At 68.3% G+C, this 23,027-nt stretch carries 20 protein-coding genes and 1 riboswitch; of the genes, 13 read left to right on the top strand and 7 right to left on the bottom strand.

What is annotated here, in order from left to right:
- The first annotated feature begins 88 nt into the window (after positions 1-88).
- Positions 89-385, top strand: a complete 297-nt coding sequence (locus AUL32_RS05610) for a Dabb family protein (RefSeq protein ID WP_062112442.1) — start codon at positions 89-91, stop codon at positions 383-385.
- A 4-nt stretch (positions 386-389) separates the two neighbouring features.
- On the opposite strand, the gene AUL32_RS05605 is transcribed toward AUL32_RS05610, so the two are convergent.
- Entirely contained in the window at positions 390-1,385 is a 996-nt protein-coding gene (locus tag AUL32_RS05605) for a ribonuclease T2 family protein (protein ID WP_062112440.1), read from the bottom strand.
- Between the two features lie 95 nt (positions 1,386-1,480).
- Here AUL32_RS05605 and AUL32_RS05600 point away from each other — a divergent pair, with 95 nt between their 5' ends.
- Positions 1,481-2,425 carry an alpha/beta fold hydrolase gene (locus AUL32_RS05600; protein ID WP_062112438.1) on the top strand — a complete coding sequence of 315 codons (945 nt, stop codon included), beginning with the start codon at positions 1,481-1,483 and terminating at the stop codon, positions 2,423-2,425.
- A 71-nt stretch (positions 2,426-2,496) separates the two neighbouring features.
- Here AUL32_RS05600 and AUL32_RS05595 read toward each other — a convergent pair whose 3' ends face one another.
- The 6 genes from AUL32_RS05595 to ybaL all read right to left on the bottom strand — a co-directional run bounded on the left by AUL32_RS05595 (position 2,497) and on the right by ybaL (position 7,998).
- A complete protein-coding gene (locus AUL32_RS05595) occupies positions 2,497-3,213 on the bottom strand; it encodes a GntR family transcriptional regulator (RefSeq protein WP_062112436.1) in 717 nt (238 codons plus the stop codon).
- A gap of 106 nt (positions 3,214-3,319) precedes the next feature.
- Positions 3,320-3,934 (bottom strand): thiamine phosphate synthase, encoded by a 615-nt coding sequence (locus AUL32_RS05590; protein WP_062112587.1) that lies wholly within the window; start codon positions 3,932-3,934, stop codon positions 3,320-3,322.
- A gap of 11 nt (positions 3,935-3,945) precedes the next feature.
- The gene (locus AUL32_RS05585) at positions 3,946-4,716 is read right to left on the bottom strand and encodes a thiazole synthase (protein WP_061975543.1); all 771 of its coding nucleotides are present in this window, start codon (positions 4,714-4,716) and stop codon (positions 3,946-3,948) included.
- A 4-nt stretch (positions 4,717-4,720) separates the two neighbouring features.
- A complete protein-coding gene (gene thiS / locus AUL32_RS05580) occupies positions 4,721-4,918 on the bottom strand; it encodes a sulfur carrier protein ThiS (RefSeq protein ID WP_062112434.1) in 198 nt (65 codons plus the stop codon).
- Complete coding sequence (locus AUL32_RS05575) at positions 4,915-5,877, bottom strand: FAD-dependent oxidoreductase (protein WP_062112432.1); 963 nt, start codon at positions 5,875-5,877, stop codon at positions 4,915-4,917. Before AUL32_RS05575 ends, thiS begins: the two co-directional genes overlap by 4 nt.
- Before the next feature lie 157 nt (positions 5,878-6,034).
- Positions 6,035-6,147, bottom strand: a riboswitch (TPP riboswitch).
- Positions 6,148-7,998 (bottom strand): YbaL family putative K(+) efflux transporter, encoded by a 1,851-nt coding sequence (ybaL, locus tag AUL32_RS05570; protein WP_062112430.1) that lies wholly within the window; start codon positions 7,996-7,998, stop codon positions 6,148-6,150.
- A gap of 270 nt (positions 7,999-8,268) precedes the next feature.
- On the opposite strand from ybaL, the gene AUL32_RS05565 reads away from it, so the two are divergent.
- From AUL32_RS05565 to AUL32_RS05515, 11 genes are all read left to right on the top strand, one after another.
- The gene (locus AUL32_RS05565; RefSeq protein WP_061975535.1) at positions 8,269-9,525 is read left to right on the top strand and encodes a sarcosine oxidase subunit beta family protein; all 1,257 of its coding nucleotides are present in this window, start codon (positions 8,269-8,271) and stop codon (positions 9,523-9,525) included.
- Between the two features lie 31 nt (positions 9,526-9,556).
- Positions 9,557-9,898 carry a sarcosine oxidase subunit delta gene (locus AUL32_RS05560; protein ID WP_062112428.1) on the top strand — a complete coding sequence of 114 codons (342 nt, stop codon included), beginning with the start codon at positions 9,557-9,559 and terminating at the stop codon, positions 9,896-9,898.
- A complete protein-coding gene (locus AUL32_RS05555) occupies positions 9,895-12,867 on the top strand; it encodes a sarcosine oxidase subunit alpha family protein (RefSeq protein ID WP_062112426.1) in 2,973 nt (990 codons plus the stop codon). The genes AUL32_RS05560 and AUL32_RS05555 overlap by 4 nt, the downstream gene beginning before the upstream one ends.
- Positions 12,860-13,432: a sarcosine oxidase subunit gamma gene (locus AUL32_RS05550; protein ID WP_082659320.1), complete on the top strand. Its 573-nt coding sequence runs from the start codon at positions 12,860-12,862 to the stop codon at positions 13,430-13,432. The genes AUL32_RS05555 and AUL32_RS05550 overlap by 8 nt, the downstream gene beginning before the upstream one ends.
- A gap of 236 nt (positions 13,433-13,668) precedes the next feature.
- The gene (locus AUL32_RS05545) at positions 13,669-14,943 is read left to right on the top strand and encodes an aromatic ring-hydroxylating oxygenase subunit alpha (protein ID WP_062112424.1); all 1,275 of its coding nucleotides are present in this window, start codon (positions 13,669-13,671) and stop codon (positions 14,941-14,943) included.
- A 10-nt stretch (positions 14,944-14,953) separates the two neighbouring features.
- Positions 14,954-16,057 (top strand): hybrid-cluster NAD(P)-dependent oxidoreductase, encoded by a 1,104-nt coding sequence (locus AUL32_RS05540; protein WP_062112422.1) that lies wholly within the window; start codon positions 14,954-14,956, stop codon positions 16,055-16,057.
- A 4-nt stretch (positions 16,058-16,061) separates the two neighbouring features.
- Positions 16,062-17,078 carry a GlxA family transcriptional regulator gene (locus tag AUL32_RS05535; protein ID WP_062112420.1) on the top strand — a complete coding sequence of 339 codons (1,017 nt, stop codon included), beginning with the start codon at positions 16,062-16,064 and terminating at the stop codon, positions 17,076-17,078.
- Positions 17,075-19,117, top strand: a complete 2,043-nt coding sequence (locus tag AUL32_RS05530) for an FAD-dependent oxidoreductase (RefSeq protein WP_062112418.1) — start codon at positions 17,075-17,077, stop codon at positions 19,115-19,117. The genes AUL32_RS05535 and AUL32_RS05530 overlap by 4 nt, the downstream gene beginning before the upstream one ends.
- 46 nt (positions 19,118-19,163) lie before the next feature.
- Complete coding sequence (locus tag AUL32_RS05525) at positions 19,164-21,092, top strand: DUF3483 domain-containing protein (protein ID WP_062112416.1); 1,929 nt, start codon at positions 19,164-19,166, stop codon at positions 21,090-21,092.
- Positions 21,092-22,258 carry an FAD-binding protein gene (locus AUL32_RS05520; RefSeq protein WP_244497676.1) on the top strand — a complete coding sequence of 389 codons (1,167 nt, stop codon included), beginning with the start codon at positions 21,092-21,094 and terminating at the stop codon, positions 22,256-22,258. Before AUL32_RS05525 ends, AUL32_RS05520 begins: the two co-directional genes overlap by 1 nt.
- Positions 22,255-23,025, top strand: a complete 771-nt coding sequence (locus tag AUL32_RS05515; RefSeq protein ID WP_062112414.1) for a hypothetical protein — start codon at positions 22,255-22,257, stop codon at positions 23,023-23,025. The genes AUL32_RS05520 and AUL32_RS05515 overlap by 4 nt, the downstream gene beginning before the upstream one ends.
- The last annotated feature ends 2 nt before the right edge of the window (positions 23,026-23,027 follow it).

Below are 23,027 nucleotides of genomic sequence, written 5' to 3'. Positions count from 1 at the left end.
GGGCCTTCCCTCCCCGCATATCCGCCTTGACGCGCCGGGCCGGAGAGCGGATGCAGCAATCCCCGATTCCTTCGAAAGCGGAGCCGACATGATCCGGCATATCGTCTTCTTCAGCGCCAGGGACAAAGCCGACCTGCCGCGCATCAAGGCCGGCCTGGAGACGCTGGGCGGCATCCGGCACCACACGCATTTCGAGGTGGTCGAGAACGCTCGCGTCGATCCGATGGGCAACGATGTCGATCTCGTGGTCTATGCCGAGTTCAGGGATCGCGAGGCGCTCGCCGCCTACAAGGCCGATCCGATCTACGACGCCTCGACCAGGGCCGTGCGTCCCTTGCGCGAGATCCGCTATTCCGCCGACTATGAAGTGCCCGACCGCGCCTGATCGCTCAGCCGAAGCCGGGCGCATCGACCCGCCCGGCGCGGCAGCCGGGAGAGACAGGATCGCCAGCCCGGATCAGCTCCGGCAGGCTCGGCCCCTCGCCCAGCGCGCCGCGCAGCGATATGCGCAGCTCTCCCACCAAGCGCCGGCCCGCCGCGTCGCTTTCGCAGTCGAGAAGGACGCGCTTGCCCGCCCCGTCTCCGAAGGCGGCGTCGAACGCCGCGCGGATTTCGGCCACTGAGACCTCGCGGCCGATGGCCTTGCCGAAGAGATCGCCGACGGGTGAGGCGTTGAGTTCGTCGATCAGGCGGATCGACTCGACGAAGTAAGCTTCCGCGCTGCCCGAGAAACAGGTGCCATGCGTCCAGTATTCGTGCCGCTCGAGCTGCGACACGGTGCCGGGCATGACGCGCTCCAGCGCGCGCCGCGTCTCATCGCTGATCTCCACCGCCGGCAGATCGCGCCAGCGGCCGGCCTCGTCGGCGGCGCGAAGGTCGGGCGAAACGCCGCAATATTCCCGCCCGCGCGGCTGCGGCCAAAGCCCGTGCAGCGAGAAGCCGTGCGCGGCTTCGCCACCGCCACGGCAGTCCGCCCGGCGCGGGCGCGTCTCGCAGAAGGACGGGTGCCAGCTCGCCGCGAGGATGTAGGAATCAGTCTTGGAACCTGCCGACCCGGCCGGCTCGCCGGGCACAACGCGCTCCGCCGAAGAGCTCCCGTCATTGACCCGGCCGCAGCCATAGGCCACCCAGCGGCGCTCGGGATCGGCGCCGGGAACGCGGATGAGATAGTGGCTGCCCGGCATGGCATTGCGACCGAGAAGATCGTAGCTCCTGCCCGGCTCGGTCACGATGCGGCCGGGATTGGCGTCGGAGCGGATGGAGGGTGTTGCGAAACAGCTCGCCTCGGCCACGAACTGCCCGCTCATCGGAACTTGCGCGAAGGCTTGCGATCCCGTCAGCACGAGAGCGAACCCGGCGGCAAGGCTCCAGTCGTATCGACCCATCCGATCGGTCTCCCATTTGGGGCGTATCGATTGCGTTTTCGCGTGGATACGCCAAGTCTTTCGCACGTCCCTGCCCTCATATCGGCTTTATCACCTTGTCCGCCACTTCTTCCGTTCTCGACAGTCCGACCGGCGCCGCGCTTCGCCTCTACCGGTTCATGCCCGAAAGAGCGCCGCGCGCCGTTCTCCTCGTGCTGCACGGCTTGGCGGAGCATGCCGGGCGCTACGATCGGCTCGGCCGGGACCTCTCGGCGCAAGGCGTCGCCGTCTATGCGCCAGACCATCGTGGCCATGGCTCGACCACGGCGGTGGACGGGCCGCTTCGCCGCTTCGGCGGGCGCGGGGGCAGGGCCAAGGTGCTGCGGGACGTGCAGGCCGTGCGCCATCGGGCGGAGGCCGACCTGCCCGGACTGCCGGTGATCGTTTTCGGCCATTCCATGGGCGCCCATATCGCGCTGAACCATGCGCGCGTCTTCGGCGAAGGGCTGTCGGGTCTGGCCCTCTGGAACGCCAGTTTCGAGCGGGGTCTCACGGAGCGGATCGGCGCGCTCGCTTTCAAGGCGGAAAAGGCGCTGAAAGGGTCGGACGTGGCGAGCGCGCTGTTTGCGCGCGCGGGCTTCGACGCGTGGAGCAAATCGGTCAATCCCCGGCGAACCGAATTCGACTGGCTGAGCCATGACGATGCGGCCGTCGATCGCTACCGCGCCGACCCGCTCTGCGGATGGACGCCGACGATCTCCATGGTGGAGGACATTCTGGAATGGCAGCGCGCGGGCGCCGATCTGGCGATGCTAGGCGACCTGCCCCACCGCCTCCCCGTCCACTGCCTCGGCGGCACCGAGGACCCGGCGACAGGCAAGGGCACAGCGGTCCGCCGTCTCGCCGCGCGTCTGGAGGAAGCCGGCAGCCTCGACGTCCACTGCCATATCGTGGCCGGCGCGCGGCACGAGACGCTGAACGAGACCGAACCGATGCGGGGCGAAGCGATGGGCGAACTCTTGCGCTTCGTGGAAGCCTGCGCGGCCAGACGGAAAGGCTGACCGTTTTTGAGGCGAAGGGAGCCTCCGCCGATCCATGGGCGGAAGAATGGTCAATGCCTGCCAGGGCGATCTTAGTCGGCTTGATAGTCGAGATCGTCGCCGAGGTCGCAGCGGGCGATGCGCAGTTCCAGCGCCCGGTTCTGATAGGAGTAGATGACGCGATCGAGCGTTAGAAGCGCTGTCTCGCCGCCGAGCCCGAAGGCTTGCCGGTCGGTCTCGCTGGCCAGCGTGCTGCCGATCTTCTCGATCTTGTAGGTGGCGATGTCCTGCCCGGTCCAACGCGCCGAGGCCAGGCGCCGCATCTCGTCCGCGCCCATCGTGTTCGAATGGCCCCCGACACGCAGGAACACGTCCTCCACCATGAACAGCCGGCCAAGATGGGTGCGCCGGCGCTCGAAGGCGAGAACGGGCGTGCGCTCGTTCACCTGCAGGCGTTCGGCGACGACCGGCCGAGGCAGAACGAGATCGACCGCCCCGATCACAACCTCGCCGGACACCCGGTTGCCACTCCGATCCGCGATGTTGGAGAAGCGGCTGCGCATCTTGTCGCCTTCAAAATCGACGACGATCGTGCCCTTGCCCTGATGCCGCTCCAGAAGCTTGTTCTCGGTCAGGATATCGAAGGCCTTGCGCACCGTTCCAAGGCTGATCCCAAGCGAACGGGCGATCTCCGCCTCGTTCTCGATCAACTGGCCCGGCGCCCAGGTTCGATTGATAATTCGGGACACGAACTCGTCGGCAACCTGCTGATAGAGCGGGCGCGTGTTGAACGGTTTCGCGAGCGACATGTACGTTCCCTGATTGATATCCTACGCAGGAGAACGTTATTAGGGTTGCAGATAAATGCAACTTAAAAGTGCTGCGGTGCACCGATTTAAGGTTGCATGCCTTCGCTTAGCTGGTTGCACCGGCCCCGCGCGTCAATGCGATCCACTCCCGCACGCGTGCCTCCGGGTCGGCATGCAGCGTGATGTCGGTCACGACGGCAGTGCAGTCGGCGCCATGCCGAAAAACCTCCGGCGCACGTTCCGGTCGCAGCCCGCCGATCGCGACGAGCGGCAGGTTTCCGATCCGCTCGCGCCAGACGCGCAAGCGCTCGGGCGTCTGCGGCGCCCAGGGCATCTGCTTGAGGATCGTCGGCCAGACCGGCCCCAGCGCGACATAATCAGGCTTGGCCGCGAGCGCGATGTCGAGTTCCGCCTCGTCATGGGTGGAGAGGCCGAGCTTCAAGCCGGCGGCGCGGATGCTGGAGAGATCGGCCTCGGCCAGATCCTCCTGGCCGAGATGGATGAAATCCGCCCCCTCATCGGCGGCCAGCCGCCAATGATCGTTGACGACGAGCTGGCACCCATGCGCTTGGCACACGGCGAGCGAGCGGCGGATTTCTCCTCGCAGCGCCGACTCGGGCTTGTCCTTGGCGCGCAGCTGAACGAGCCGCACGCCTAGCGGCACGATGCGCTCGATCCAATCGGCATCGGGCATCACGGGATAGAACGGGTCGAGGACCAAGGAGCTCGGGCTCACAGAACGGCCCTTCCGAAAACGGGGGTCGAGGGGGCGGCCATGTCGCGGGGCTCCATGGCGCCGGCCTCGAAGCTCAGCCGACCGGCTTCCACCGCGAGGCGGAAGGCGCGCGCCATGGCGACGGGATCGCCCGACGAGGCGACGGCCGTGTTGAGGAGAACGCCGTCATAGCCGAGTTCCAGCGCTTCCGCCGCGTGGCTCGGGCGGCCCAGCCCGGCATCGACGATCAGCGTGACCTCGGGAAACTGCGCGCGCAGCGAGCGCAGCCCATAGCGATTGTTCAGCCCGAGCCCCGAGCCGATCGGCGAGGCCCAGGGCATGAGAACGCGGCAGCCCGCCTCCAAGAGCCGGTCGGCCACGACGAGGTCTTCGGTCGTGTAGGGCAGAACCTCGAACCCGTCCTCAGTCAGGATGCGGGCGGCCTCCACCAGGCCGAAGACGTCGGGTTGCAGCGTGTCGGCATGGCCGATCACCTCGAGCTTCACCAGCGAGGTTCCCAGCAGCTCGCGCCCCATCCGAGCCGTCGTCACCGCTTCCTTCACCGTGTGGCAGCCGGCAGTGTTGGGCAGGAAGTCCGCGCCGAGATCGCGCAGCTCGTCCCAGAAGCCGGGGCCGCGCGCGGCGCCGAGATTCTGTTCGCGCCGAAGCGAGACGGTGACCAGCGCGGGCTCAGCTGCGCGGATCGCATCCCGCATCACGGCCGGGGATGGATAAAGTGCGGTGCCCAGCATCATGCGAGAGGCATAGTCGCGGTCGTAGATGCGCATGGCGTCAGCCTCCCTGCATGGGGCTGAGCAGTTCCACCGCGTCGCCCTCCGAAAGCCGGATCTCGGCGCGCTCGGCGCGCGGCACGAATTCCCGGTTCACTGCGGTCGCCACCGTTTCGGGCTCGACCCCGAGTTCAGAGAGAAGCCGATCGAGCGTGGCGGACGCGACCTCGCGCCGCTCGCCGTTGAGATGAAGGATCATGCCGCCTCCATGAGGGACTGGATTTCGAGACAGGCCTCGGCCGACAAGGCCGGCGCCAGAAGGAAGCCGTGGCGATAAAGCCCGGTGAAGCTGACGACCCGGCCGGTGCGGGTGACGCGCGGCAGATTGTCGGAAAACGCCGGACGGCAGGCCGCGCCGGTTTCCAGGATCTCGGCCTCGGCGAAAGCGGGGTGCAGGGCGAACACGGCGGAGAGGAGTTCCACGGTCGAGCGCAAGGTAATCGGACCGGCGCGTTCGCTTTCGATCATGGTCGCGCCGACCATGAAAACCCCATCCTCGCGCGGCACGACATAGATCGGCCAGCGGGGATGCAGCAGCCGCACCGGGCGGTCCAGGCGCACATCGCGGCTGCGGATGATGAGCATCTCGCCGCGCACCCCGCGAAGCCCGGGCACCTCGGCGTTCAGACCCCGGCAGTCCAGCACCGGCTCGTCCGCGAAGGCATCGGGCTCGGCCTGCGAGCCGAACAGCACCGTGCCGCCGCCCTCCTCGATCCGGCGGACCAGAAGCGCCAGCGCTTGGCGCGGGTCGAGATGGGCTTCGTCGGGATAGAACAGCGCCTGACGGAATCGGCCGGCGAGATCGGGTTCGAGATCCGCCACACCTTCCGCGTCCAGCATCCGGTGCCCGCGCGTTCGCGATGCGAACTGACGAAGGTCGGCGCCGTCGCGCGGCGCGGCGAGCACCAGGGTTCCCTTGCGGCTCACCGGCGCACGTTCGGCCCAGAAGTCGATGCCGCGAAGACCCGGCTCGATGATGGCGGGATCGGCCGTCGCCGCTTCGCAATAGGGCGCGAGCATGCCGCCCGCGAGCCAGGATGCCGCGCGCTGGCCGAGTTCGCCGGCCGCCTCGTGAATCACCACGCGGCGCCCCGCCTCCGTCAGCCTCGCGGCCGTCGTGAGCCCGGCGACGCCGGCGCCTAAAATATGGACGGTCATGCCGCGATGCGCCCGTGAGCAAGCGTCGGTGAAGGATGGGTCGCGCGCATGCCTCGTCTTCCGCCGATTTCGACCCGGCGCGCGAGGCTGTGGGCGGGGCGTTCCAGCGGCGCGAAGCCCTTTCGAACCATCGAGGTTCGAAGTGCCGCGCCAGCCGGAGTCGAGATCGCTCCATCCCTACGCCAGTGCGAACTGGATCAGGTTCTTGGGGTCGCCGAACATCGCGTCGGCCTCTCAGTTCCCGCTAGCGGAACTCCCCCTGGACTATCCTCAAGGTAAGCGTTCGGTGGGGCGTGTCAACTCGCCCTCGCCCGCGCCGGTGAGTTCGGGAAGGATCGGCGCCTCGTCCGGCAGGAGCGGCCCCCGGGCACCCGGCGCGTCGGAACCGAGGTCGAGAAGATGGTCTGCGATGGCCTGCGCCGTCACCTCGTCGCCGTTCACCACCATGTCGGCCCCGGCCTGGATCAGCCGCTCGCGTTGCTCGCCGGAATGGACGCGCGCCGTGATGCGGATCTCGGGATTGGCGGCCTTCGCGGCGGCGATCATCGCGACGGCCTCGAAACTGTTGGGGAAGGCCAGCACGAGATCGCGCGCACCGGCGATGTTGGCGGCCTCCAGCACTTCGGGCTTCACCGCGTTGCCGACCACCGTCTCGAACCCGCTCGCGCGCACCCGCGCAACGCGCTTGTCGGCATCCTCGATGACGACGAAGGACCGACCGGCATCGGCCAGCCGACGCGCGATCTTGGAGCCGACGCGGCCGAAGCCGACGAGGATGAGATGGCCCTTCTGTTCGGTCGGGCGCAGGAGATCGTCCTCGATCGCCACGCTGCCGCTCGGAATATGCGTCGGCGCTTCCGCCGCCGGGAGCTCGGATGGCTCCTCCGACGCGCCGCCGAGGGCAGAGCGCTCCTGCGTCTGCCGCCATCGATCGACCCAGGCGAAGAGAAACGGGTTGAGCACGATCGACAGGATAGCGCCGCCCAGAATGAGGTTTTTCGCCTCGGGCGGCAGGATTTTAAGGTTAAGCCCAAGCGTCGCGAGGATGAAGGAGAACTCGCCGATCTGCGCCAACGAGACCGAAATGGTCAGCGCCGTCGCCGTTGGATGCCCGAACAGGCGCACGATGGCGAAGGCCACCACGGACTTGCCGATGACGATGATGAGCAGCGTCGCCAGGATCGGCAGCGGATCTTCGATCAGCGACAGCGGATCGAACAACATGCCGACCGAGACGAAGAAGAGCACGGCAAAGGCGTCGCGCAGCGGCAGCGAATCCTCGGCCGCGCGGTGGCTGAGATCGGATTCGCTCATGATCATGCCGGCGAAGAAGGCGCCGAGCGCCAGCGACACGCCGAACAGCGTCGCCGCGCCGAAGGCGACGCCCAGCGCGATGGCCAGCACCGCGAGCCGGAACAGCTCGCGCGAGCCCGAAGCCGCCGTGAGTTGCAGCAGCCATGGGATGACCCGGCGGCCGACCACAAGCATGAGAACGACGAAGATGCAGAGCTTGAAGATCGTGACGAGCAGAATGCCCGGCACGCCGAATCCGAGATCGGTGGTCATGCCGTGGCCGGCACCGGCCGCGTCGCCGCCCAGCGGCCCGGCGAAGGCCGGCAGGAGAACCAGCGCCAGAACCATGGCAAGGTCTTCCACGATCAGCCAGCCGACCGCGATGCGCCCCCGCCCCGTTTCGATCAGCCGCCGCTCCTGCATGGCGCGCAGGAGAACCACCGTCGAGGCGACCGACAGCGCGAGGCCGAAGACGAGGCCGGCTCCCAGGCTCCAGCCGAGCAGCCAGGCGAGACCCATACCGAAACCCGTGGCGGCGGCGATCTGCACGATGGCGCCGGGCAGCGCGATGGCGCGCACCGACAGGAGATCACGCAGCGAAAAATGCAGGCCGACGCCGAACATGAGGAGGATGACGCCGAGTTCGGACAACTCGCCCGCCAGCCCCTGGTTGGCCACGAAGCCGGGCGTGAAAGGGCCGGCCACGACGCCCGCCAAGAGATAGCCGACAATCGGCGAGGCGCCGATGCGATGCGCTATCGTGCCGAGCAGAAAGGCGAGGACCAGACCCGCGACGATGGTTTCGATCAGCGGCATCTCGTGCAGCATCGTCGGATTCTCCCGGCGCTTGAAACGACTCCAGTGTCGAGGTGGCCCTTCGGTGTTAGGCGATGGCGCCGTCGGATGCAGCATAAAAGACGCGAGCGCCCTGCCCTTTTTCGCCCGACGTGGCACCGCGCGACGGAAAGGGTGCTTGGCCCAGCATGTCGCATCCGGCAAACATGTCGGATTTGTACAAACCCGACGCCGCTTCCGTCATCGCAAGCCGGGTTTCGCGGGTGCGAATGTCGGGTCCGACACCGCAGATCGGGACGATCCATGCAGAGATTCTCCGCCCTTTCCGTGATCGCCAAGGCGCTCGGCTCCAACAAGGGCTGGCAGGCGCAATGGCGCGACGCCTCTCCGAAAAGCCGCTACGACGTCATCATCGTCGGCGGCGGCGGGCACGGGCTGGCGACGGCCTACTACCTTGCGAAGGAGCACGGGATCCGCAATGTCGCGATCCTGGAAAAAGGCTGGATCGGCGGCGGCAACACCGGCCGCAACACGACGATCATCCGCTCGAACTACCTGTTCGAAGAATCGGCGGCGATGTACGACCATGCGGTGAAGTTGTGGGAGGGTTTGTCGCAGGACCTCAACTACAACGTCATGTTCTCGCCGCGCGGCGTGCTCATGCTCGCCCATAACATTCACGACATTCAGGTCTTCAAGCGCCATGTACACGCCAACCGGCTGGCGGGCGTCGACAACGAATGGCTGACGCCGCAGGAGTGCAAGGACTTCTGCCCGCCGCTCAATATCGACGCGTCGACCATGCGCTACCCCGTGCTGGGCGGCGCCCTTCAGCGGCGCGGCGGCACAGCGCGGCACGACGCGGTGGCATGGGGCTACGCCCGCGCCGCCTCGGCTCTCGGCGTCGATGTGATCCAGAATTGCGAGGTGACGGCGATCCGGCGTGGGGCCAACGGGGCCGTGATCGGCGTCGATACGACGCGCGGGCCGATCGAGGCCGGCAAGGTCGGGGTCGTGGCGGCCGGCAATACCTCGGTCGTCATGGCCATGGCCGGGCTGCGAATGCCGCTGGAAAGCTATCCGCTGCAGGCGCTGGTGTCGGAGCCGCTGAAGCCGATCGTGCCCTGCGTCGTCATGTCGAACACGATCCACGCCTATATCTCGCAGTCCGACAAGGGCGAGCTGGTGATCGGCGCGGGAACGGACGCCTACACGTCCTACACCCAGCGCGGCGGCCTCCATATCGCCAACCACACGCTGGATGCGATCTGCGACCTCTTCCCGGAATTCCGCCGGGTGCGGATGCTGCGCTCCTGGGGCGGCATCGTGGACGTGACGCCCGATCGCTCGCCGATCGTCGCCAAGACCGCCGTTCCCGGTCTCTACGTCAATTGCGGCTGGGGCACCGGCGGCTTCAAGGCGACGCCGGGCTCCGGCAACCTCTTCGCCCACACGATCGCTCGCGACGAGCCGCATCCGATCAACGCGCCCTTCACAATCGAGCGCTTTCGCGACGGCGTGCTGATCGACGAGGCAGCGGCCGCCGCCGTCGCCCACTGACCCGACCTTCCCTCCCTCGCGAGGCCGACCCATGCTTCTGATCACCTGCCCTTATTGCGGACCCCGCCCCGAGCTCGAATTCCGCTATGCCGGCGAAGCGCATGTCGTGCGCGCCGAAACGCCGTCCGAGATCGGCGCCGACGAGTGGGGCGCCTTTCTCTACACGCGCGCCAATCCACGCGGCCTCCACGCCGAGCGCTGGCGCCACATTCACGGCTGCGCCCGCTTCTTCAACGCGCTGCGCGACACGCGAACCGACTTCTTCGAGGCGACCTACGAGGTCGGCCAGCCGCGCCCCTCCGGCACCGAAGAAAACCAGCCGGCTCTCAGCGGCGACAATGTCGGCACCTGGTCCGGGGAGAGCGCTCGATGAACCGGTTTCGCACCTCGACTTGCGGGCGGATCGATCGCTCCGCCCCGCTCTCCTTCACCTTCGACGGCCAGAGCTACCAGGGCTATCAGGGCGACACGCTGGCCTCGGCGCTGCTCGCCAACGGCGTGCATCTCGTCGGCCGATCGTTCAAGTATCACCGCCCGCGCGGCATCGTGACGGCCGGCTCCGAGGAACCGAACGCCTTGGTCGCGGTCGGCCGCGATGAGGCACATTACGCGCCGAATCTGCGCGCCACGCAGGTCGAGCTCTATGACAAGCTGCGCGCGGAAAGCCAGAACCGCTGGCCGTCGCTCGCCTTCGATGTCGGCGCTGGCAACGACCTTCTCGGCAAGTTCTTCTCCGCCGGCTTCTACTACAAGACCTTCATGTGGCCGCGCTCGGCCTGGGAAAAGCTTTACGAGCCGATCATCCGCCGCGCAGCGGGCCTCGGCCGCGCTTCGACCCTGCCCGATCCCGACCGCTACGCCCAGCAGTTCGCCCATTGCGAAGTGCTTGTAGTCGGCGCCGGCCCGGCCGGCCTCGCCGCAGCCCTCGCCGCCTCGGAAAACCCCGAGCAGCGCGTGATCCTCTGCGACGAGCAGAGCGAGATGGGCGGCTGGCTCCTGCACGAATCGCAGGCCGCGATCGACGGCCACACCGCGCCGATCCAGGCGATGCATATGCTGCACGAGCTGCGCTCGCGCCCGAACGTGACGCTACTCCCGCGCACCACCGCCTTCGGCTTCTACCCGCACAATCTGATCGGCCTCGCCGAACGGGTCACCGAGCATCTTTCCAACCCCGCGCCGCACCTGCCGCGCGAGCGGATGTGGCAGGTGCGGGCCGGCCGGGTCGTCTTCGCCACCGGCTCGATCGAGCGCCCGCTCGTGTTTCCCGACAACGACCGGCCGGGCATCCTGATGGCCGAGGCCGCGCGCCAGTTCACGCTGCGCTACGGCGTCCTGCCGGGCCGCCGTGCGGTCGTCTTCACGGCGGGCGACAGCGCCTATCGCGCGGCGATCGACCTGATGGCGCATGGCGTCGAGATCGCCGCCATCGCCGACCTACGTGAAGCCCCGAGCGGGCCCTATGTCGACAAGGCCCGCGCCGCCGGCATTCCCGTCTATCCCGGCACCTCGGTCTCGGGGACGCAGGGGCGCCTTCGCATCCGCTCCGCGACGCTGAGCCGGAAGGGCTGGCACTCCGGCGAGACGATCGAGTGCGACTGCCTTCTCATGTCCGGCGGCTTCACGCCGACCATCTCGCTCTTCTCTCAGTCGCGCGGCAAGATGCGCTGGGACGAGGCGGTGGAAGCCTATATTCCCGCTGAATCGGTCGAGAACGAGCGCTCGGCCGGCGCCTGCCGGGGCGTCTTCGACCTTGAGGGCGCGCTGGCGGACGGGCATCTCGCGGGCGGCGGCGGGGCTTCGCCCTACCGTGTCGAGGAAGAAAGCGTCGGCCACGCCGCATTCCGGGGCGCGACCTTCCACGATCGCGACCCGCGCAAGGTGAAGGCCTTCGTGGACTTCCAGAACGACGTGACGGCGAAGGACGTGCGCCTCGCCACGCAGGAGGGCTTCCGCTCCATCGAGCATGTGAAGCGCTACACCACGACGGGCATGGCGACCGACCAGGGGCGCCTGTCCAACATCAACGCGCTGGCCATCGTCGCGCAAGAGTTGAAGCGCCCGGAAACCGCGATCGGCCTCACCACCTTCCGCCCGCCCTATACGCCGACGACCTTCGGCAATTTCGCCGGCATCTCGCGCGGCCCGCTCTTCGATCCGATCCGCACCACGCCGATCCACGGTTGGGCGGTGGAGCACGGCGCCCGGTTCGAGGATGTCGGCATCTGGAAGCGCGCGCATTACTTCCCCCAAGCCGGCGAGGATCTGCACGCAGCGGTGGCGCGCGAGTGCCGCGCGGTCCGCTCGGGGGTCGGCATTTTCGACGCCTCGACGCTCGGCAAGATCGAGGTCGTCGGGCCGGACGCGGCAGAGTTCGTGGACCGCCTCTACACCAACCCGTTCAAGAAGCTCGCCGTGGGCAGCTTGCGCTATGGCGTGATGCTGCGCGAGGACGGGTTCGTGATGGATGACGGCGTGGTCGCCCGCATCGCGGAGGACCGCTTCCACCTCACCACCACGACGGGCGGCGCGCCGCGCGTGCTGAACCACATGGAGGATTATCTCCAGACGGAATGGCCGCATCTCGACGTCTGGCTGACCTCGACCACCGAGGAATGGGCGACCATCGCGGTGCAGGGGCCGGACGCGCGCCGCGTCATCGAGCCGCTGATCGAAGGCGTCGATCTCTCCAAGCAGGCCATGCCGCATATGACCTGGCGGGCCGGGCGCATCGTCGGCGTGCCCATGCGGCTCTGGCGCGTGTCCTTCACCGGCGAACTCGGCTTCGAGATCAACGTGCCGGCGAGCGAGGGTCGCAAGGTCTGGGAGGCCATCTTCGCGGCCGGCCAGCCCTTCGGCATAACACCCTACGGCACCGATACCATGCACGTCCTGCGTGCGGAGAAGGGCTATATCATCGTCGGCCAGGAAACCGACGGGACCGCCGTGCCCGACGATGTCGGCCTGAACTGGGCCGTGGCCAAGAAGAAGCACGACTTCGTCGGGATGCGCTCGCTCGCCCGCCCCGCCCTCTCGTCGGCCAATCGAAAGCAGATGGTCGGCCTTTTGACGCGAGACCCCGCCGTGGTGCTGGAGGAAGGGGCGCAGGTCGTGGACCACAAGCCGGACAGCAACGCTCCGGCGACCGTCCCTGCTCTCGGCCACGTCACGTCGAGCTATGCCTCGCAGACGCTGGGCCGCTCCATCGCCCTGGCCCTGGTGCGGGGCGGCCGGTCGCGGTTCGGCGAGATCGTGGACATTCCCATGCCGGGCGGGCGCATCGCCGCCGAAATCGTCGATCCCGTGTTCCACGACAAAGCCAATGAGCGCCTCGATGCTTGACGCCGTCACCGTTTCCGCCGGCCCGGCTCCGGTCGTCCTTCCCTTCGGCAGGCCGTCCGCGCCGGTTCTGATCGAGGCCCTGCCCCCGCAAGCGCGCTTCTTGCTGCGCCTTAGACACGACGCGGGCTTTCCCAAGGTCGCGGAACTGTTGGGCGTCGCCCTGCCGCGTGAGGCCTGCCGCTTTGCCGAGAACGGATCGCGCCGGGCGATCTGGCTCGGGCCGGACGAATGGCTGCTCGTCGCCCCCTATGCGGAGGCGGGACACCTGTTCGACGGGCTGGAGCAGGCGCTCGCGGAGATCCCGCATTCGCTGGTCGAGGTCAGCCACCGCTCGCTGGGATACGCGATTTCGGGGCGCGAGGCGGCGAGCGTGCTTGCGGCCGGCTGCCCGCTCGATCTCGACCAGCGCGCCTTTCCCATCGGCATGGCGACGCGTACGGTGCTGGCGAAGACCGAAATCATCTTGCAGCGCACGGGCGAAGAAAGCTTCCAGCTCGACGTCTGGCGCTCATTTGCGAACTACACGCTGGGCTATCTGGTCGAGGCCGCGCGCACCCACGGCTGATCCATCAGGCTTTCGATCAACGCTATGCGCGACGCCGGCATTCCCCTGCCGGCGTCGCGCTTCGTTTGGGCTTTGCTGCAGGTGCTAAGCCCTTCGCTTCGCACAATAAACGGGCGATCTGACTATGTTGAGGCATGTCGCGTTTCTGACAGTTTGTGTCGCAAACGTGGAAGTCGCGAACTCGGAATGGTTCCAGACTGACCGGCGTCGCCACCCTTCCTCGGGGGAATACCCGCATGTTGGACCGCACCGCCTCTCCGCTTCTTTCGCTGATTCGCCGCCGCCGGCAGGGCTACTCGCTGGAAGCGCCGTTCTACACCAGCCCCGAGATCTTCGCGGCCGACCTGGAAGCGATCTTCGAGCAGACCTGGCTCTTCGTCGGCGTCGAACCCGACGTGCCCGAGCCCGGCGATGCGATGACGGTGGATATCGGCACCAACGCGATTCTCATCGTGCGCGACGACGACATGCAGGTGCGCGCCTTTCACAATGTCTGCCGCCATCGCGGCGCGCGGCTGGTGCATGAGGAGAAGACGACGGTCGGCAATCTCGTCTGCCGCTACCATTCCTGGACCTACGATCTCAGCGGCGCCTTGATCCATGCCGAGCACATGGGCTCGGAGTTCGACCGCAAGTGCCATGGGTTGAAGCCCGTGCATGTGCGCTCGCTGGAAGGGCTGATCTTCATCTGCCTCGCGGACGAGCCGCCGGCCGACTTCGACGAGATGGCCGCGGCCATGGGCCCCTATCTCGCCCCGCACGACATTCGCAACAGCAAAGTGGCCTTCCAGCATGATCTGATCGAGCCCGGCAACTGGAAGCTCACGATGGAAAACAATCGCGAGTGCTACCATTGCGGGGCCAACCATCCCGAGCTCACCGTGCCGCTTTTTGCCTACGGCTTCGGATTCGCGCCCGAGGAGCTGGACGAGGCCGAACGCGAGCAGGCCGCGCGCTATGCCTTCCTGACCGACGACAGCCATGCGGAGTGGGAAAAGGCCGGCATCCCGAGCCGGATGCTGGAGCATCTCGACGACATGGTGACGGGCTATCGCACCGAGCGCCTGCCGCTCGACGGCGACGGCGAGTCCCACACGATGGACACGAAGGCCGCCTGCCGTATTCCTATGGGGCGCTTTCCCAGCGCCAAGATGGGCGGGCTGCATTTCTGGACGCAGCCCAATTCCTGGCACCATTTCATGGGCGACCACGCCGTCACCTTCTCGGTGATCCCGATCGATGCCGAGCGCTCGCTCCTTCGGACCAAGTGGCTGGTCCACAAGGACGCGGTGGAAGGCGTGGACTACGACCTCGAAAACCTCATCGGCGTCTGGATGGCGACCAACGCGCAGGATTCCGAATTGGTCGGCTTCTGTCAGAACGGCGCGCGCACGACAGCCTACGAACCCGGTCCCTACTCCCCCCATACCGAGATGCTCGTGGACAAATTCTGCAACTGGTACATCGGCCGGATGCGCGAGCATTTCGATCCGTCCACGCCGGCGCTCTGAGGCCGCGAGGATGGACACGACCGCCTCCGCCATGCCGACCGGCTTCCGCCTCTGGGACCCCGAAGAGGACGACGTTCTTGTCTGCCGCGCCGTGCGGGAGGAAACGGCCGATGTGAAGACCTTCGTCTTCGCGCCGCGCACCCGCCGGCAGTTCGTCTTCGACCCCGGCCAATTCCTGACCTTCGAGTTCGAGATCGGGGGCGAGACGATCCATCGCTGCTACACGATCTCGGCCTCACCGACCCGGCCCGACACTTGCGCCATCACGGTGAAGCGCGTGCCGAACGGGCCGGTGTCGAACTGGCTGCACGACGAATTCAAGCCCGGCATGATGCTGAAGGCCACCGGGCCGATGGGCGAGTTCTCGTGGACGCGCCAAGTCTCGGCGAGCAACAAATATCTTCTGATCTCGGGCGGCAGCGGCGTCACGCCGATGATGTCCATGACCCGCTCGGCCTACGATCTCGCCGAGATTCGCGACGTGGTCTTCCTACACGCCGCCCGCACGCCGGCCGACATCGTGTTCGAGGACGAGCTCGCCGTCATGAGCCGGCGCAACCGCTCGATCCGCGTCGCCCATGTCTGCGAGGCGGATGCGCCGGGGCGCGGCTGGTCGGGCCTGCGCGGCCGCCTGACGCTCGGCATGATCGAGGCCGTCGCGCCCGATTTTCGCGAGCGCGAGGTCTTCGTCTGCGGCCCCTCGCCCTTCATGAAGGCGGTGCGCGCGCTGCTGGAAAGTGGTGGCTTCGACATGGGCCGGCACCACGAGGAAAGCTTCAACTTCGAGGACCTGTCCGCCGGCGAGAAGCAGGAGGTGGAGGTCGCGACGGACGAGATGGCGCCCGCCGCGCGCACGTTTCGCATCGAGTTCGCCAAGACCAAACGCGTGGTGGAATGCCCGGAGGACATGCCGATCCTGGAGGCCGCCAAGCGCGCGGGCCTTCGCTTGCCCTCGTCCTGCACCAAGGGGCTTTGCGGCACCTGCAAGTCGAAGAAGGTCTCGGGCGATGTCGAGATGACCCACCAGGGTGGCATTCGCCAGCGCGAGATCGACGCCGGGCAAATTCTCATCTGCTGCGCCCGGCCGCGCTCCGACGTCGTCATCGAGCGGTGACGCCATGGGCGCCGGCGCACCCCTGCTTTCCAGCCTCACCCGCTTCGGCTTCCTAACCCTGCCCAACTATTCGTTGATCGCCGTTTCGGCGGCGATCGAAGCCTGCCGCATGGCCAATTACGTGGCGGGCCGCGAGATCTATGCCTGGCAGGTTTTGACGCCGGACGGCAAACCGGCCAAGGCCTCCGGCGGCCTGACGCTCGGGCCGACCGAGGCCCTGAACGCAGCCTCCGGCTTCGATGTCCTGTTCGTGTGCGGCGGCGTCGACGTGCGCCAGGCGGTGGATCGGCGCACGCTGGAGGAGCTGCGCCGGGTCGCCCGGCGCGGCCTGCCGCTCGGCGCGCTGTGCACCGGCAGTTTCGCGCTGGCCGAGGCCGGGCTTCTCGACGGCTATCGCTGCGCCATCCATTGGGAAAATCTCGGCGCCATCCGCGAGGAGTTCGAGGCGGTGGACTTCGCCGACGATCTCTTCGTGATCGACCGCGACCGCTTCACCTGCTCGGGCGGCTCGGCGCCGATCGACATGATGGGCGCTTTTATCGAGGCGCGGCTGGGCCGGCCGACGGCCGAGCGCATGTCGGAACAGTTCGTGCTGGATCGCCTTCGCGGCGGCACCGAGCCCCAGCACGCCCCGCTCCGCTCCAAGCGCCTGCACCATCCCGCGCTGGAACAGGCCGGCGCCCTCATGGCCCGAACGATCGGCGCGCCGCTGACGGTCGCGGCCGTCGCCGCGCGCGTCGGCCTGTCCCCGCGCCAGTTGGAGCGCCTGTTTCGCCACCACACCGGCATGGGGCCGGCGGAATTCTCCATGACGCTGCGGCTCGACCATGCGCGCGAGCTTCTGCGCCAGTCCGACCTTGCCGTCACCGCCATCGGCGCCGCCTCCGGGTTCGTTTCCTCGGCGCATTTCTCCGCCGCCTATCGCCGTCGTTTCGGCCATGCGCCGCGCGCCGAGCGCGGCCCCACGCGGCCTGTCCCCCTTCCCCTTTCGTCCGTTCCGCTTTCGGAGACCCTTTCATGATCGCTCACGCCGAAGCGCTTCTGAAACCGCTGACGATCCGGGGCGTGACCTTTCGCAACCGCGTCATGTCCACCAGCCACGCGCCGGGCTACGGTTCGGACGGCAAGCCGCAGGAGCGCTACCAGCTCTACCACGAGGAAAAGGCGAAAGGCGGCATCGGCCTCACCATGTTCGGCGGCTCGTCCTCCGTGGCGATCGACAGCCCGGCGACGCCCTGGGCGCAGATCTCGTTGACCGACGACAGCGTCGTGCCGCATTTCCAACAGTTCGCAGAGCGCATTCATCGGCACGGCGCCAAGCTGATGATTCAGCTGACGCATATGGGCCGGCGCACGAAGGATAACACCGACAATTGGATGCCGACCATCGCGCCTTCCGTGCGCCGTGAGCCGGCCTCGCGCTCAACGCCTAAGGAGATGGAGAAGGAAGACATCCAGCGCGTCGTTCGCGGCTTCGCGGATGCTGCACGGCGGGCGCGCGAGGGGCAGCTCGACGGCTGCGAAATCTCCGCCGCGCATGGCCATCTCCTGGACCAGTTCTGGTCGCCCTCCGTGAACCGGCGCACCGACGAATATGGTGGCTCGCTGGAAAACCGAATGCGCTTCGGCATTGAGGTGCTGGAAGCCATGCGCGAGGCCGCGGGCGAGGATTTCCTAATCGGCATCCGCATGTCCGGCGACGAGATGGTGGCTGATGGCCTGTCGCAGGACGACCTCCTGAAGATCGCCGCCGAATATTCCCGGCGTGGGCTCGTTGACTTCCTGAACATCATCGGCGGCCAGGCGCGCGATCACATCGCTCACGCGATCTCGCTGCCCAACATGAGCTTTCCCGTCGCACCCTTCCTGTTCCTGCCGAGCGCGGTGAAGCGCGAAGTGGACGTTCCCGTGTTCCACGCGCAACGCGTGACCGACCTCGCCACCGCCGCCCGCGCCGTCCACGAAGGGCATGTGGACATGGTGGCGATGACGCGCGCGCACATCGCCGATCCGCATCTCGTCAAGAAGCTGCAGGAAGGGCGCGCCGACGACATCCGCCAATGCGTGGGCGCGGGCTACTGCATCGATCGCATCTATGTCGGCGGCGACGCGCTCTGCCTTCAGAACGCGGCGACCGGCCGCGAGGCCAAGATGCCGCACGTCATTCCGAAGACCGACGGGCGGCAGAAGACCGTCGTCGTGATCGGCGGCGGTCCGGCGGGCTTGGAGGCGGCGCGCGTTTCGGCCGAGCGCGGGCACCGCGTCGTCCTGTTCGAGAAGCAGGCAAGCCTCGGCGGGCAGATCAGCATCGCGGCCAAGGGCACTTGGCGCGAGGCCTTGTCGGGCATTCCGCGCTGGCTCGCAGCGCAAGTCTCCAAGCTAGGCGTCGATATCCGGCTCGGGACAGAGGCGACGGAGGCGGCCGTTCTGGCCGAGCGGCCGGACGTGGTGATCGTCGCGACCGGCGGCCTCCCCAATCTCGGCCATGCCAAGGGTGCGGAGGAGCACGCGATCTCGACCTGGGACGTGCTCACCGGCAAGGTGGAGCCGACCGGCTCGATCCTTCTCTATGACGAGCAGGGCCAGCACAACGCGTCCTCCACGGCCGAGTTCATGGCCAAGCGCGGCTGCCTGGTCGAGATCGCCACGCATGACCGGATGATCGGCGAGGAGATCGGCACCACCAACCAGCCGATCCATATCCGTGAGCTCTACAAGCTCGGCGTGGTGATGACGCCCAACATGGAGCTGATCGAGGTCTATCCCGAGGGCAATCGGCTGGTGGCGGCCCTGCGCAACACGCATACCGACGCGGAAGAAGAGCGCGTGGTGGACCGTGTCGTGGTGGATTACGGCACGCTGCCGGTGGACAGGCTCTACTTCGACCTGAAGGCGCAGTCGGCCAATCACGGCCAGATCGACCAGGAAGCGCTGGTCGAGGGTCGGCCGCAGCCCAATGGCGGCGGAGGCTTCCAGCTCTACCGGCTGGGCGACGCGGTGGCGGGCCGCAACATCCACGCCGCGCTCTACGACGCCCTGCGCCTCTGCAAGGATCTCTGACCATGCGCCGCGCCGCCCGCCGTGCCGGCGCCAGGGGAGCCGAAGAATGAGCCTCGCCCTTCCGCTTCTCGCTCTTCTCATGGTCATCGTGGCGCTCGTTCGCCTCGCGCCTCGCATCCGCCTCTGGCGCGCGGGCGCCCCGGCGCACGTGAACTGGGCCCAAGGCCTTGCCGCCGTGCCGCGCCGTTATCTCGTGGACGTTCATCATGTCGTGGCGCGCGATCCCTACGCCGCCCGAATGCATGCGGCCGTCGCGGGCGGGCTGCTGGGCGCGACGGGCCTGGCGCTTCTCGGCCTAGTGCCGCCGCTGGGTGCGTCCCGGCTGTTCTGGGGCGTCGTCGCGCTGCTGTTTCTCGCCATGCTGGCCGGCGCGCTCGCCGTCGGCGCGCGGCGCGTGCCGACCAAGCCGAAGCGGCTTTCCGGCGGCGCCTTTCAGGTCCTTCCCTTTCTGCTTCTCGCCTATGCCACCGGCGGCTCCCTCGCCGCGGGGAGCCTCGCGCTCGCCCTCCCCACGGCTCTATTCGTTCTCGGCCTAGTGCTCGCGGCTGCGGGCGGTCTCGGCCTTGCCTGGCAGACTGGTGGCGGGCCGATGCGCCATGCGGTGACCGGCGCCCTGCATCTTGCCGCCCATCCCCGCCCCGGCCGGTTCGAAGGATGTCGCGAGACCGCGCTCCGGCCGCTCGATCTCGATGCGCCCAAGCTCGGCGTGGAGGCCCCGGCCGATCTCGCCTGGAACCGGCTTCTCGGCCTCGACGCCTGCATACAGTGCGGCCGCTGCGAGGCCGCCTGCCCCGCCTTCGCCGCCGGCCAGCCGCTCAACCCCAAGCGCCTCGTGCAGGATCTCGCCAGCGCGATGACGCCCGGCGGCAACCCGGCCTATGCAGGCAGCGACTATCCCCAGGCCCGGTCCGTGGCCGGTGTCAGCGGCTTTCACCAGCCGATCATCGGTGAAGGCGCCTTGATCCATCCCGACACGCTGTGGAGCTGCACCACCTGCCGCGCCTGCGTCGAGGAATGCCCGATGATGATCGAGCATGTCGATGCGATCGTCGATCTGCGTCGCTTCCAGACGCTGGAACAGGGCGCCGTGCCGCTCAAGGCGGAACAGGCACTTCTCGACCTTCGCGGCGCCGACGAGCCGGGCGGCGCGCCGCTCAGCGCGCGCGCGGACTTCGCCGCCGGCCTGCCGGTGCCCGTGATGGCCGCCAAGGGCGAGGCCGAGATCCTGCTCTGGCTCGGCACCAACGCGTTCGACCTGCGGACGGGCCGGACCTTGCGCGCGCTGGTCCAGCTCCTTCAAGCCGCCAAGGTGGATTTCGCGATACTCGGCGCAGAAGAGCGCGACTGCGGCGATCTTGCCCGCCGGCTGGGCGACGAGGCGAGCTTTCAGCGGCTGGCGCGGCTGAACATTGAAACGCTCTCACGCTATCGCTTCCGGCGAATCCTGACGGCCGATCCGCACTCTCTGCACGTGCTGCGCAACGAATATCCCGCGTTCGGTGGCCAATACGAAGTGGTCCATCACACCGCCTTTCTGGACGAACTTGCGGCGGCGGGCCGGTTGCGGTTGCGCGCGCAGGCGCCGCAGATCGTCACCTATCACGACCCCTGCTATCTCGGCCGCTACAATGGCGAGTTCGACGCGCCGCGGCGGCTGCTCGACCGGCTCGGCCTGGAGCGGCGCGAGATGGCGCGCTCGGGCAAGCGCTCCATGTGCTGCGGCGGCGGCGGCGGCGCGCCGGTGACGGACGTGGCGGGCGAGCGGCGCATTCCCGATCTTCGCATGGGGCAAGCCAAGGAGACGGGTGCCGCCCTGGTCGCGGTCGCATGCCCGCAATGCACGGCCATGCTGGAAGGCGTCGTCGGCGAAAGGCCGGACGTGTTGGACGTCGCCGAACTCGTGCTGCGCGCCCTCGACACCGCCCCCGCGACGCCGGCCATGCAGACAGGCGCGCGCCTGCTGGAGCCTGCCTGATGCGCGCGCGTCGTGACCCTCGCGCTGAGCGCGCGACCCATCTCCTGGCCGCGAGCAGCCCCCGTCCCCGCTACGACTGGACGCAGCGGATCGGGCGTCCGCGCCGCGACCCGCGCGCGGAAGCGTCGGCTCAGATCGCGCGGCGCGAGCCTCGCCTTCGGCTCGACCGGCAGCAGCATGCGCCGGTCGCCTTCGCCGCGCAGGTTCCGCTCGTCTCCGCGCCCGATGCCGCGCCAGCTGCGATCGTGGTGGACGATGCGGCGCTGCGCATTCTCGTGGTCGCCGATCCCGGCTCCGGTCCACTCACCGCGCTGGACCGCCAGCTTCTGGCCGCCGCCCGGCTGGCCGCCGGCAAGGCGGGCGGCGTGGTGTTGGCGATCGACCGCGAGGCACCGGAGGCCGGGGCCGCCGGAGCGGACCGTGTCGTGATCCTTGCCCCGCCGCCCCATCCGGCCGATCGCTTCGAACAGGTCGCCGCGCTGCACCGCTCGCTTGCTCTGCCCCATCTCGTGCTGGCCGAGACGCCGGGGGGCGGCGATCTCGCCCGGCGCCTGGCCGCCCGCTTCGCGCTGCCCTTCTTTCCCGGCGTCGAGCAGATCGGGGCGCGCGGGCTCGTGCGTGCCGTGCGGGGCCGAAAGGTCGATCAGGAGCGTGCCGAGCTTCCCGGTCTCCTGACCCTTGTGCCCGACATGGTGCCGCTTCGGGCGGAGGCGCCGCGCGAGGGCAAGATGGTCACCACGCCAGACCTTCCGCCGTCCCATCGCACGGTGGAGCGGGTGCGGCCAGCGCGCGGCTCGCTCGCCCTTGCCGATTCCGACTTCGTCGTCTCCGCCGGCAACGGCATCCGGGATTTCGACCTGTTCCGCGCGCTGACGCAGGCGCTCGGCGGCACGCCGGGAGCGAGCCGCGTGGTCTGCGACAGCGGCGACATGCCCCGCGCCGCGCAGGTCGGCGCGTCCGGTACGGTGCTCGCCGCCGATTGCTACCTCGCCTTCGGCATTGCCGGCGCGCCGCAGCATCTCCAGGGCATTGCCGGCTGCGTCCATGTCCTGGCCGTCAACACGGACCTGCACGCCGCCATGGTGGAGCGCGCGGAGCTTTCCATCGTGGCGGACGCTCATCCCGTGATGGCGGCGCTGCTGCGGCTTCTGGAGGAGGACGCATGAGGATCGCCGTGCTTTTGTCCGCGAGCCTGCACCCCGTGTCCGGCCAGCCCGCGCTCTCCCGCGTGGAAGCGCAGGCCGTGACGCTGGGTCTGGCGCTTGGCGGCGAACTCGTCGGCTTTCATGCTGGGCCAAGCCTCGAGGCGCCGCGCGCCGCGCTCGGCCACGGGCTGCCGCGTCTGGTGCATCTTCCTTTGCCCGAGGGCGACGATCCCGTGCCGGTGCTCGCCGCCGAACTCGCCCGGTTTGAGCCAGACCTCGTGCTGACGGGGCCTCGCTCGGTCGGCGGCGACGAGACGGGGCTCGTGCCCTATCGGCTGGCCGAGGCGCTCGACATGCCGATCCTGGCCGATGCGGTCGATCTGCGGCCGACATCGGACGGGTTCGAGGTGGCGAGCGCGCTTCCCAAGGGCGAACGCCTGATGACCCGCCAGAGCGGACCGCTCGTCCTCACGCTCCATCCCGCCGCTCCGGCCGCGCGCGCCTATGCGTTCGCGCAGGAGCGTCGGGGTCGGATCGAAACGCGGGACGCGGTGACGACGACCGCTATCGAGGAGAGCCCGGTGGAGCGCCCGATGCGCCTTCGTGCCAAGGTGAAGGCCGTCGCGGCAGGAGGCAGCGCGGCCGATCGCCTGCGCGCCGCGACCGAAACAACGTCTGCCAAAGGGGGTCAAAAGCTAGTCGATCCCGACCCCGAAATGGCCGCCCGGGCCATTCTCGACCATCTACGGGCCATCGGCGCCGTGCCGGCCAAGCGGACGAGGGCCTGAAG

The organism is Aureimonas sp. AU40 (assembly GCF_001463785.1).
Classification (GTDB): domain Bacteria; phylum Pseudomonadota; class Alphaproteobacteria; order Rhizobiales; family Rhizobiaceae; genus Aureimonas.
The sequence above is the reverse complement of the archived record's forward strand: the minus strand, read 5'-3'. Positions and strand labels throughout refer to the sequence as shown.